This window comes from Streptococcus infantis (assembly GCF_000960085.1).
Classification (GTDB): domain Bacteria; phylum Bacillota; class Bacilli; order Lactobacillales; family Streptococcaceae; genus Streptococcus; species Streptococcus infantis_C.
This window is the reverse complement of record NZ_JYGT01000010.1, coordinates 198,052-210,789: the sequence shown is the minus strand read 5'-3', so window position 1 is coordinate 210,789 and position 12,738 is coordinate 198,052. Positions and strand designations below refer to the sequence as shown.

Below are 12,738 nucleotides of genomic sequence, written 5' to 3'. Positions count from 1 at the left end.
TTATTATGGAAGCATCTTACTTGAAAAAGTTAACTGTAACTGGAATACATAAAAAATCTGAAATAAATTTTAATAAAGGACTTAACATTATCACAGGACCTTCCAATGTCGGGAAAACCTGCATTGTTAAGTGCATCGACTATCTTACTGGTAGCTCTTCTCTCCCTTTTTCTCCTTCAACACACTACAATACCATTACTTTAGAAATTTCAGTTGACGATAGTCTAGTTATTTTAAGTCGAAACCTCGAAGAAGATACCATTATTGTTGAATCTACACTTCCAAGTATTCTTTCAGGGGAATACTACTCAAAAAACAAGAGTAAAAACAAAGAGCCAATAAGTAATGTCTGGCTTCAAGTTTTTGGAATTACTCCTCCAGTTACAGTGGTTAAAAATAAAAACTTTAAGACACAAAAACTTGGGGTTAGAACCTTTATAAATTCTTGGATAATTCATGAAAATGATATGAATCGTCCTACATCAATTTTACTACCTCAGATGCCAAACCAACGAACAGCTTACCTATCAGCACTTCTTTACTTGCTTTATGGAAAAGATTTTTCTGAAATCAAGAAACAAGAATCAGCCGAAGAAAGAAAAATACGACATGACTCTGTAAAAAACTATATTAGCTCAAAGATAATCCAGTTTAATGAGCATCACAATCGACTAGCAAAAGAATTAGACCAAAAATCAGTCATAGATATTGAAACTGAAATTGATCAACTATCAGAAAAGTTACATAACTTGCGAAATACTCTCACTAGTACAAATTCAAAACATGAAAATCTACTGCAGCAAATTGCAAAAATTGATTCTGAACTATCTGAGAAATCCGTATTACTCAATCGTTTCAATGAACTTTCAAGTCAATATCAATCTGACTTCAATAGATTATCGTTTATTGTAGAGTCACACAATGAATTAGCAAATGTAGCAGACTCAGCTTTATGTCCCGTCTGTAATAATCACATCAATCAAGATTCATTGGAGCATCATCTTGACTCTTTCAGTGAGGAATTGACCACTTTAATTAGTAAAATTGAAACTCTAAATAAAACGAATACTGATTTACAACAAAATATTTCAGTACTATTAGAGTCAAAAACTAATCTTGAACAGCAAAAGAAAATGATTTCAGCTGAAATTGATAATATCTTGCTACCTGATGAGAAAAAACTTTCCTATAGAATTCAGCAGTATAAATCATACATCAAAACAAAAAGTGATATTGAAACTATAAATAAATTGGTAGAAAATTGGTCTCAAGATATTGATGATTTAGAAAATGAGAAGAATGAAAAAGTCGAGTATCTTCCCAAAGACGAATACCCAGCTCAGTTTTGGCAGTATATGACTAAAAATATACAATCAATCCTAGCTGAGTGTGCTTTTGACAAAGCCAGCTTTAGTCGTTTTGATAGGAAAGAATTTGATATTACGCTAATGAATGAGAAGAAGATTGCCCGATATGGTAAAGGTTTTATTGCATATTTAAATACTGTTGTAGTTTTAGCTTTAAGAAAAATATTCTCTCAACAGGCTCAATATAAACCATTCTTCTACATTTTTGATACTCCTCTACTAGGCTTAGATGAAGGGGAAAAAAATGATACTCCAGAAAGTATGCAAATTGCCTTATTTGAATACTTTAAGTCTTCAGCTTACGAAGGACAACTAATCGTCATTGAAAACTCTAGAAATCTACCAAAGCTTAATTATAATGACATTAATTATATTGAATTTACAAAAAATCATAGCTATGGGCGCTATGGTTTCCTGAATGGGGTTGATGATGAACAATGATTTGAATAAACAAGTACCAATTCTATAAAAAAGCAACTATTAAGCTAGTTATAACTAAAATATATTAATCATTTTTGAGGAACTTACCATGAACATATACACCACAATGCATAAAGAATTTGAATCAAACAAAGACTTAATAGAATTTTCTAGAAAATATGAAAGTAGTATAGATCGTTTTTTAATGATTCGAAGTATGAATAAAAAATACATCCTAGATTTTTATAAGGAAAATAAAAAAGAAGTGGAATATTCTAAAGAATTTGATTTAATGAATGCACTGTTTAATTCTGATTTTGAAACCTCTATTATTGAAAAATTCATTTTAGAACAGCGAAATAAATTAGTTCTTGAGCGTGAAAAAGAGGCTGAAGGACTTAACGAGCTATTATCTCAAATCCCTATTCATAGTGCAGGAATCAGAGATGACAAGGTCGATTCTCTGCTAAAATCATTCGTTAGAAATAAAAATATAAAAGAGTTTCAGATTCTAGAAAATGAACTTGACAATAATCTATTAACAAAGGTACGAAACTACGCTCTTTGGTCTTTTTATAATCAAACCGCAAATGACTTGATTGAACTAACATTAGTAAAACATCCCAATGTCATACCTACGCTTAGAAAAATTCACGATATTGACTTTTTTGTAAAGATTGAAGATAAATTAATTCCTTTCGACCTTAAAATAACACATATCTCTGATGACTATTTTAACCTATTCTCAAAAGGGGTACATGAAAATACAGATGGATTTGATGACTTTATCCCAATAGAATCCGATGAAAAAAGCGAAAGCGAAAAGATTAAAAATATCTATAAGGCGAATAAAAAGAGACTATCTCTTCCTAAAATGGGAGGGTTGAAAACAAACCAATTAATACAAGAGCTGAAAGAAAAAGACAGTGATCCAGTGATATCAAAATTTTTATCTGAAATTACAGAAGCTAGAAAACAAATCGTTATTTCTACCATTGAGAATACAAAAATATTGGAATGGTGGAACTATAAATACCAAGGTGAACGATTGTTTTGTAATAATAACCGTTTCTTCATATTTCTTACCTATCTGGACAAATTTCAAGATGCTAGAAAATTGAAAGGGCATATCAGTCAAATCTCTGATAAAATTAATGAGCTCTTAAATAATATTACTTTAAATAAAGTTAATACTATCCAATATCATTATGAGAAGGAAAAAAGTTACGAAAAGGATTACACTGTCCAAGCTATGTCGATAGTCTATGTTAACGAAAATTAGTTCACTAAATTTCAAAAGTGGTCTGACTAACTTTTAGCCAGACCACTTTTGAATTTACGTATTTTTGATTGACCACACTTCATCAAAATATGCTACTTCAGATAAATGAGAAAAGATATTTGAATCTGTTACTGTTATACCTAAATTTAAAAATTCTTTTAAGAATTCAACAATTATAGAATTAGTATCTTTATGTCCTAATTCTATAACTCTAATAAATAAATCTTTTATTAACTGATTTTGTTCCTCTAATGTTAACTCAGATCTCCTATTTAGTCCCTCCCTTTTTCTACAAACAATTAAAACATCACCTTTTATTGTATTCTTTCTATTTAATTGTCTTGGCGGGAATGTTTTTTGAGTTAATAATTTACAATCTTCTACTTCAAATCCATGTTTAAATAACGAATTTGTTATTGAAGACCATTCAAATCCAGATAATGAATGATAGGTGAAAATAAAATATTTATCTTTCTTTAAAACCCTATATATTTCAGAAATTGCTTGATCGATATCAATTTGAAATTGTTCCTTACTTTTTTTACGTAGTTTACTATCAGATATCACTATCTCATTTTCATAATCAACATTAAAGTTTAACCATAAATTCCACAAAGCACTTTGTTCAAAATAAGGAACGGCATCTCCATAAGGAAAATCTGTAAAAACTAAATCTATAGAATTTGAATTTATTAACAAGTCTTTAGCATCAAAACTCTCTATCTTTATCTTTCCTTTTGGAAATAAAGTAGAATACTCTTCCATAAATTCTTTTTTGCCATTTACTACTTTCCTAACTCTATTAAAAAAATAATGAAAAACATTGTTTTCCAAATAAGTTGGTCCAATATAAAAGCCTGTCATCCATGCGCCTTGTGACATATCTCCCCTACTTTTAATCGGAGGAACTAATTTAGAACAATTTGCTAGATTAGATGTAAAGGCAAGTAATAAAGCATCCTTCTCTTGAGAATCCTCAAAATTATTAATTATTGAAAGAAGACGCGCATGACATGATAAACTTCGTACATCAAATAAGTCTGATACCTTCATATCTACTTTTGCAGATATTCTAGAATTAGGAATTAAGGTATTGTTTGGGAACCAATCTCCTATATCATAATTTTCTTCCTTAACTTTCAAATTCTCGATATAAAGTTCTGATGGTACGACTTCAATAAGTTTATTATCATCATTTTTTATCTTTATTTTCTTTACTCTACCATTATTATCCCTTAATGTCGTTATTACCTCTTTTCCTTCATAGTAAAACCACTCTTCTCTTAACAAAATTGTTTTATCATAAATTTCTTCAATCATTTTGTCTAATTTCGAAAAATCAATACTTGTTGATGTTAATACTTTTGTTATAAAATTTGAAATTGGATTTAAATCATTAGAAATCGCATTGCGACCATTCAAAATAGCTTCACTAGCAAAACTACCGTAACCAGCAAATGGATCTAATAAAATATCACCCTCACTACTATATTTTAAAATTAAATCTTTCAGTTCACCAGCTGGTTTTTTCCCCCAGTATTTATGCATCATGTATTTCTTATTTCTCTTATCCATTATAGCCTCCCTATCTTTTTGTTTAATACATTAGTCATAAAAAAATTGTCAAATTAAATTATATCACAAAAAAGTCATTAGCTAAATCTTGTAAATCTTTCAAAAATTTGATAAAATTTTGTTGTTCTATTAAACAACTTACAAGGAGTAGTATACCATGTTTTCAGAAATAAGTCTAAAGAAAAGAAGACTTGAGAAAGATTTATCGCAGGTAGAAATTGCAGAAATGCTTAGCATAAATAAATCTTCCTACAGTAGTTGGGAATCTGGACGTGCCAAGCCCAATCAAAAAAATCTAGCAGCACTTGCTAAAATCTTAGATGTTGATGTAACCTACTTCGAGTCTGAGTACAATATTGTCAATAACTATCTTCAGTTGTCTCCTGATAATCAAGCAAAAGCTGAGGAATATGTTGATGAATTACTACTTTCACAACAATCCTCAAAAGTCACTCCACTCTTCTCAGTGCAGGTACTATCAGATATCCAACTTTCTGCCGGTCTTGGAGAATTTTTATTTGATGAATATGAAACTGAAACCGTCTTCTCAGATGAAGAACAGCTTGGATATGATATCGCTACTTGGATTAGTGGTAAGTCTATGGAACCAATCTATCAAGATGGTGAAGTAGCTCTTATTCGTTCCAGTGGATTCGACTATGATGGTGCAGTATATGCTCTATCGTGGAATGATTCAGTCTTTATCAAGAAACTTTATCGTGAAAAAGAGGGTTTTAGAATGGTATCCTTAAATGATAAGTATCCAGATAAGTTTATTCCTTATGAAGATGAACCACGCATTGTTGGCAAAGTCGTAGGTCACTTTATGCCTGTAATTGGAAGTTAAAACATATATAGGCATTATAGCAAATATTTCAAATAAGCAAGTACTGCTTAAAACACCAAGTAATTACGGGAACATTCCAATTTCAGACATCACCAATATCCAGTTAGAATCGGAGGGAAATCATGAGTCAGCTTGAATTTCATAAAAATGAATTGCAAATGGATTATTTCAGCAATAGCTATCGTAAGTTTGAGACAGACTTCTATAAATATTCTGCATTAGACACACCTTTGACTTTCTTAACAGATGACATCATGCTTACCATGGCTAAATCTATGAAGAACTACTTCAAATTAAATAAAGAAAATGCCAAAGATAATCGTGATCACTACTTCATTTTTAATATTGAAACTATGAAAGAAAGTAAGTTGACTAGGAAGTACTCCTATCAGAAAACTGTTACAAATATAAATCAAGGAGCAAAAAAATGATTTGCTCCTTTTTTATATCCAGAAATTAAATTCTCGCCTTCTTAAACAGCATCAGAACGATATATTGTTTTTTGAAGATTTAGATAATCCATCAAGTTAATAACTTTATTATTTTCTGCCACTTCTGAAATAGTATCAGTCTCAAATCCATTTGCTTGAGCAAATAGAATTGTATAATCATATACAAGATCAAACAACTCATCTATTTCAGAGTTTAGTTTCAAAGAAAGTAGTTCTTTTTGATTATCCTGTAAAAATTTTAAGAAATTATCAACCTCTTCTTCACTTACTTCTCCTTTTTGTGCTAATTGAATGAAATGAACTAGCTTTTCTATAAGTTTCTTTACAATCTTCTTATATCTATTTGAAATAAAAGCATAATAACCAACACCACCAACAGCTAGAACAGTTGCACCAATAGCTGTTACTAGCACATATTTATTTTTTGCAAGGCCTTTAACGATCTGTTGAGCTGGTTCTCCTGCCTTTACTTCTTTTAGATGCTTTACTATATGGCCGGATGAATTTCTGATTATTGAACCATAACGTTTATAAATTCCAGAGTCTAATCCTTTCTGAATATTTAATGGAATTTCTATAGTAACTTGATTTAATGACATAATTATAACTTACCTCTTAATCCTATCGTTCTAGTTTATTCAAAAATAAAGTCAGCAATTCGTTTAGCAGCTTTTTCTGTTGCCACTTCAATGTCAGTTTTAGTCCAAGTGTCATTTACATAATTAACAAGAGATTTAGCTATTGGGAACTTACTACCTATATATCCATGACCACTTGTGATTGTATTCTCTCTTTTTGTTCTAAACCAAGCATCTCCAATTCCACGATTAATTTCGGATTCAAGGAGAATTTTATTACCAAGTTTCTCAGCATAATCTCTAAATTCTTCCTGGCTTTCTAGTCCAGCATCTGACATAATATTTTCTCTATTCAAACCACTTTGCGGCATAATGTGTTCAACATCAATATTTCCATCTAAATTAAAGTCCATACCTTTTTCCAATGAAAATAGGAATTCATTTACATAAAGAATAGAATTTGAAACACCACTTTCAGTCAAAGTTTGTTTAACATCTTCATAAACAAAATTAGTATGAATATGGTTCTTTATTTTTGAAATAAGTTCGTCGATTGAAATTGAATCGACTTGACTGTACATCAGATTAATTTCTTCTAGGAAGCCTTTAAAAAGTTTATGGCTATATGAGAGTTCAGATAATTCAATCAAAACTCCAAGTCTTAGTAAGTATTCCAGATATGTATTGTCTTGTCTGAAAAATAAATAACTACTAACAAAAGGTCGTAAATTACCGTTTAATTTGTTTATCAATTGACCATTGATAGTATCAGATACTCGTTCAAAATTGTTTATTATTGTATTTAGTTCAGAAGTAAACAGAATATCTTCATTTAATAGATGCTTATTTTTTGAGAAAAAGGCTCTTATACCAGGATTTCTTCGATCAGCACCGTTTTGTTCTGAAAGTTTTACGAAAATATAGTGAGTAATTAACGCATTTAAGTCTAATCTAGATGAATCTGTACGTTGTACAATCTCTTGCCAATTTTTTTCGAAATTTTTCCTATCTGATGCGTTTGCGGTGGTCTTAGATACGATTACTTCAATTGGGGTCAATGGAACACCAGTCCCATTTAAAGAATTGAAAATATTTATAGCCTGATCAGTATTATAACTTGTAATAGTAATCACTTGGCAATTATCAATAAAGTGGTTAGCAAAATTGATAAGAGTAAAAACATTCAATTCGTTACACATATTGTAAAAATATCTAAAGTTTTTATAGAAGTTAGTATATCGGTTGTCTTTCTGGCGACGATAGATTTGGTGAACTCTATCTTTAATAGATACAAAATCTTTACCTAGCAAGATAGTAGTCATCTCACTAGCATATTTTTCTGAAATCGAATGATTTAGATACTTTATTCTATCATCGCTAGGATAATACAGTCCATCAACGAAATCATCTTTTTCGTCATCTGAAACATTGAAAAGCATTGTGACAATCTGCTCTTTAAGACCATTAAGACGTTTCACTAATCTGCGTGCATCAGTATCTAGAGTTGGTTGAAGTTCAACCTCCTTATCAATCTTCAATAAGATTGCCTTAAGAAGTAACATAAATGTCGTTGTTCTTTGCTGGCCATCAATCAAGGTTACTTCATGCTCTTCTCCAGATTCTTGAGCAATGAGAACAGCTCCAAAGAAATAATTGTCTTGGGAACTATCATCGAAATTTTCCATATGAAGATTAATATCTTCAATGAGTTGTTCACATTGTGGTACTTGCCAAGCATAGGGTCTCTGATAGGTTGGAATATAAAATTCTGATTTTCCAAAATAAGATTTTATTGTTTGTAAAGCCGGTTGAATATCGTTTCTCATTCAGATTCTCCAATAATTTTTCTTATGATATTATATCACGAAAACGCTACATTTAAACTCTAAGTATATCCGAACCATCTAACTTCTACTTATCTCCCTGGATCAAACCTTGTTTGAGTTTCATTAATAGGGGATACGTTTATTCCCGTTAACGCCTAGTCTATGGTAACAACTCCGTACCCCCTAGGGTTTATGGAAATAGATTGACAGCCTATCAGGCTATCACATCAAGATACTCAACTTGTATTCTCACTCTGATACTTCCCCCGCACATAAGAAAAAGCCTTACCTACAAGGCTTTTCTTAACCCCTTTCGTTACAAGGTTTCTAGGCTTTTACCAGCAAAGCTACACACTCAACGTGGTGCGTTTGCGGAAACAAATCCACCGGCTGGACTTTCTTCAATTCGTAGCCCAACTCTTTATAGAGTTTGATATCACGCGCCATGGTGGCGACATTACATGAGATATAGGCGATGCGGTCAGCTCCTGTTTGAGCGCTTGCTTTGATAAAGCTTTCGGTCAAGCCCTTGCGTGGTGGGTCGACCAGGATGGCAGTTGGTTGGATACCTTCCTTGAGCCAATTCTTCATGGCATTTTCAGCTGTGTTACAAACATAGTGGGCATTGGTGATACCGTTCAATTCTGCGTTCTTCTGACTATTTTCAACTGCTTCGGGGATGACTTCGACACCATAAACTTCCTTAACATGCTTAGCCACAGATAATCCAATGGTCCCGATTCCTGAATAGGCATCGATCACCACATCGTCTTCTCTTAACTCCGCAAATTCAATGGCTGTCTGGTAGAGCTTCTCTGCCATTTTGGTATTGACCTGATAAAAGGCTGGTCCAGAGATTTGGAAGCTATTGCCCAACATTTGATCAGTAATGTAATCTTGACCATAGAGAGTTCGCCATTCCTTTCCAAAAATGGCATTGGTATTCTGATCGTTGATATTTTGCATAACAGATTTGATGGCTGGGAATTGCTTGATAAGCTGCTCGATCAACTGGTCCACACGGAAAATCTTGGGACGAGTGGTGACCAAAATAACCATGATTTCTCCTGAATGATGACCACGACGAACAACGAGGTTGCGAATCAAGCCAGACTGTTCCTTCTCATCATAGGGTTTTAAGTCATAACGACGAAGTAAATCTCGTAAAGCAAGGATAACTTGGTCTATCACTGGATCCTGGATATAAAAATCTTCTAGAGGCATAAGGTCATGAGAATTCTTACGGAAGAAACCAGTCTCCAGAACACCATTGACGCGACGAACAGGAACCTGAGCCTTGTTACGATACTTGACAGGATTTTTCATGCCAAGAGTATCTGCGACCTCTATATCCAGGATTCCAGCAATCTTATAAAGACTATCTTTTACTTGCTTGGTTTTAAACTTGAGTTGCTCTGGATAAGCTAGATGCCCCAAGTCGGCAATGCCTGAACGCAGGTAAGCCAAATCTAAGTCTTGATTACGATGTGGAGATTGTGTAAGATATTCCTCGACCTTACCAAAACCAATCTTTTTATTAACTTTAAGGACTCGCATAAGGATTTTTTCAGTCGGAAGAGCATTCTCTACAAAAAAGACCAAGCCATCTACCTTGGCAACACCAGCTCCTTCATGGGTCAAATCGACAATCTCAACTTCTACAATATCATTTTTCTTCAACATATTTTTCTCTTTCTATAAGCCGACAAAAAAAGACGGCAACAATCCTGTTACCATCTATTATACCATGAATTGACCTAAGCACCAAAACTCTTGAAGAAATCAAGGATAGCTTGCCAAATTGAGCTAAGGATGTTTCCACCATCTTGAATAGCTTTATTAGCATCAAAGTTTAAGTCGATATTGCTGAAACTATCACCTGCTTGCGCAACAATGCTTTGTTTCAAATCTTTTAGGGTCTTTGTGAAATCTTCGTTATTGAGAATATCGCTCTTAGAAAGATTAAAGGCAAAGTTGATGATGACATTGACTTGGTTGCCTGTAACAACTTGATCCAGTTTGTAGTTCTTCAAAGTATCTTCAACAATCTTACGAACATCATCTTCTGTAAGTTCACCCTTAGACTCTTTAGCCTTAGCGACTGCAGCCTTGATATCAGCAAGGGCTACGTTCAGTTTATTGGCATCAAAGCCTGATTTGTCCTTGTTTTCATCGTTAATATCTGACAAGGCCTTGAGCTCTTCCTGAGCCAAGTCTTTATTTTCCTGAGGTAATTTTACACCATTTGACTCAAGGGAATAGTAAATGCCTGCTAGGGCACTTTCACCAGTAACTGGAATTGGGGCCGCAACGGTGATACGCGCGTGCTCCACACCCAAGGTAACAGCCGCATTACGGTACATATCTTGCGTCACTTTAGTGATATTTTCAGGTGTTTCAATCTTGACCTCAAGGGGAGATTTTTCTCCTAATTTTTGAATTTTTGCTGATGAATAAAGTTGAAGACTTGAATCGTTTGCGACATTCATAATTTTTGAGTAGACCTCTGGTGTCATAGTCTTCAAATCTTTAGTATCTTTTGAGGCATCATAGCCAAGTTTTTTAAGTGTTTGATTTTTTTGATCTTCCGTTAATGAAGAACCCAAGACGTACTCAGGTTGAACATAAGTTTCATCAATGACTTTTTGAACATCAGTTGCTGCATGAACGTTTTGCAATGTTGCAACTGCTAAAAGTACTGCAGCGCTAGTCAGAAAGAATTTCTTTCGCATGAGACGTTCCTCCTTTTCTACTCTAGCATATTAAAGTATCCTTAAAGAAAACTTATAAAAGCACCTAGAAATTCTAGATGCTTAAAATAGATTAAAAATTTTCATAATATAGAGATTCAGCTGAACCTGTCTAGAGTAATAATAGTTTCCCCCATCCACATAAAGTTCTCCACCTTGAAAAATAGAAATGGGATTGATGTAGCGATAGGTTTTCCCTGTTGTATTTCCTAATATAGGCGCAACTGTATCTCTGGAGTATTGCTTAGCTAGGACAAGAGTATTCTTTTTCCCATTCTGGGCGATAAAATCGATATAAGCAGGTCCAAAGTTATAAGCTTGAATGGCTGTCCAAACATCCACTCCTTTTTCTTGAGCTAGATATAGATTTTCTGTCAAGGTTTGAACTCCTTGACGAATACTACTTGCGTTATCGTTTATGGTATCGGTAGAGCCACTAGCAGATTCACTTGACTGCATCACATCTCCTTCTTTACCCTTGGTTTCTGTATAGATCATGGCGAGCACAAGCTCTTCGTTTGCTGGGGTATCTCTTTCATTCAATATTTCACGTACCATAGGTTGGTAGGTCATAACTTGTTTGACATCCTGACGAATGAGATAGGCTTTATAGCCAGCGAAAAGGAAGACTGCTAGCACCAGCACTCTTCGTATAAGTTTAAACATTATTTATTTTGAATATCCTCGATGTTTTTGATTAAGATAGAATAAGTTCCATTATCATTTTGGATGAACTCAACAGATTCTGCGTCTTGATAGACACTGTTTGGAACAATAAGTTCAATCCCGTTTGACAAGGAAAGTTTCTGATTTTCAAATCTCTTTAACTGACGACTAGCATCAATCTCATCAAACTGAACTGGCTCAGGTACTGCTTCTTTGACTCTGTCAATAAAGCTTAGACGGGCAGTAAGATTGTTGTCAAAGAGATCATTAGCTAATTTTTCTGGAGAAAGTTCATTGTTTTCTTCGATATTATTGAAGATTGCTGATTTAACCTTGGATTGAAATTGAAAATCATCCGCATTAAAGGTTTCGGCAATTTTTTGAGCCGTTTTTTCCAGTTCCTTGATTGACTTCTTAGGTGAAATCTTTGGTTGTGCTTGAATAAGATTCTCAGAAAAGTAGTTTAAAAAGGTTCCATTATACTTGATGCGTTTTTCAATCAAGTGATACTTGCGGTTTTGAAGGTTAACTACTAGGGCTTCATCAGCTCCAGTTCCAAACCCCGGAAGGTTATTCTGCGTCAACTTAATTGGATTATCAACCTCGCCACCTAAGTGTGTCAAGGTCTCACGCAATGCAATTCGCAGGAAGGCAAAATGTTCCACTCCTTCTTTTGAAAACTGTACAAAGACCAAATCGTTTGTCTTTTGATTTTCAGATACAGAGAATTCTTCTTTCCATAGATTGGCAATCGTCACAGATGTTTCCATTAAATCTTCTGTAATGTTGTTAAAAAATGGATTATCTTCTTCAAAAATCCCAGTTTTGGCATCGTCCGAATACACACGCTCCACTTTTTTACGCAAGTATTCCTCTATTTTTGGAGTGATATTGAGAAACTTATCCGCTAGGAACAACTCTGTGTCATCAAGGCTGAACTGATGGATGATGGCTTTCTTGATATAAATATCCATA

The 12,738-nt window shown here is 33.5% G+C and carries 11 protein-coding genes; 4 read left to right on the top strand and 7 right to left on the bottom strand.

Features of this window, described 5'->3' with window-relative positions:
- Positions 1 to 5 precede the first annotated feature (5 nt).
- Positions 6 to 1,808, top strand: coding sequence for an AAA family ATPase (locus tag TZ94_RS08600; RefSeq protein WP_045615959.1), 1,803 nt, complete (start codon positions 6 to 8; stop codon positions 1,806 to 1,808).
- 106 nt (positions 1,809 to 1,914) lie between these two features.
- The gene (locus TZ94_RS08595) at positions 1,915 to 3,069 is read left to right on the top strand and encodes a hypothetical protein (protein WP_142321379.1); all 1,155 of its coding nucleotides are present in this window, start codon (positions 1,915 to 1,917) and stop codon (positions 3,067 to 3,069) included.
- Positions 3,070 to 3,123: 54 nt separating this feature from the next.
- Here the strand turns inward: TZ94_RS08595 and TZ94_RS08590 are convergent, their stop codons facing one another.
- Entirely contained in the window at positions 3,124 to 4,644 is a 1,521-nt protein-coding gene (locus TZ94_RS08590) for a DNA methyltransferase (protein WP_045615956.1), read from the bottom strand.
- 157 nt (positions 4,645 to 4,801) lie between these two features.
- Between TZ94_RS08590 and TZ94_RS08585 the strand changes: the two genes are divergently transcribed.
- Both TZ94_RS08585 and TZ94_RS08580 read left to right on the top strand, forming a co-directional pair.
- Positions 4,802 to 5,491 carry a LexA family transcriptional regulator gene (locus tag TZ94_RS08585; protein WP_045615954.1) on the top strand — a complete coding sequence of 230 codons (690 nt, stop codon included), beginning with the start codon at positions 4,802 to 4,804 and terminating at the stop codon, positions 5,489 to 5,491.
- Positions 5,492 to 5,613: 122 nt separating this feature from the next.
- Positions 5,614 to 5,922 (top strand): DUF5960 family protein, encoded by a 309-nt coding sequence (locus tag TZ94_RS08580; RefSeq protein ID WP_045615951.1) that lies wholly within the window; start codon positions 5,614 to 5,616, stop codon positions 5,920 to 5,922.
- A gap of 41 nt (positions 5,923 to 5,963) precedes the next feature.
- Here the strand turns inward: TZ94_RS08580 and TZ94_RS08575 are convergent, their stop codons facing one another.
- From TZ94_RS08575 to TZ94_RS08550, 6 genes are all read right to left on the bottom strand, one after another.
- Positions 5,964 to 6,542 carry a hypothetical protein gene (locus tag TZ94_RS08575; protein WP_045615948.1) on the bottom strand — a complete coding sequence of 193 codons (579 nt, stop codon included), beginning with the start codon at positions 6,540 to 6,542 and terminating at the stop codon, positions 5,964 to 5,966.
- 35 nt (positions 6,543 to 6,577) lie between these two features.
- Positions 6,578 to 8,347: a DUF262 domain-containing protein gene (locus tag TZ94_RS08570; RefSeq protein ID WP_045615946.1), complete on the bottom strand. Its 1,770-nt coding sequence runs from the start codon at positions 8,345 to 8,347 to the stop codon at positions 6,578 to 6,580.
- Positions 8,348 to 8,674: 327 nt separating this feature from the next.
- Positions 8,675 to 10,030 carry a 23S rRNA (uracil(1939)-C(5))-methyltransferase RlmD gene (gene rlmD / locus TZ94_RS08565; protein ID WP_045615944.1) on the bottom strand — a complete coding sequence of 452 codons (1,356 nt, stop codon included), beginning with the start codon at positions 10,028 to 10,030 and terminating at the stop codon, positions 8,675 to 8,677.
- Between the two features lie 74 nt (positions 10,031 to 10,104).
- Positions 10,105 to 11,079, bottom strand: coding sequence for a DUF1002 domain-containing protein (locus TZ94_RS08560; RefSeq protein ID WP_045615942.1), 975 nt, complete (start codon positions 11,077 to 11,079; stop codon positions 10,105 to 10,107).
- Positions 11,080 to 11,160: 81 nt separating this feature from the next.
- Positions 11,161 to 11,763 (bottom strand): lysozyme family protein, encoded by a 603-nt coding sequence (locus tag TZ94_RS08555; RefSeq protein ID WP_045615940.1) that lies wholly within the window; start codon positions 11,761 to 11,763, stop codon positions 11,161 to 11,163.
- The gene (locus TZ94_RS08550) at positions 11,763 to 12,737 is read right to left on the bottom strand and encodes a nucleoid-associated protein (RefSeq protein WP_045615939.1); all 975 of its coding nucleotides are present in this window, start codon (positions 12,735 to 12,737) and stop codon (positions 11,763 to 11,765) included. Before TZ94_RS08550 ends, TZ94_RS08555 begins: the two co-directional genes overlap by 1 nt.
- Position 12,738 lies beyond the last annotated feature (1 nt).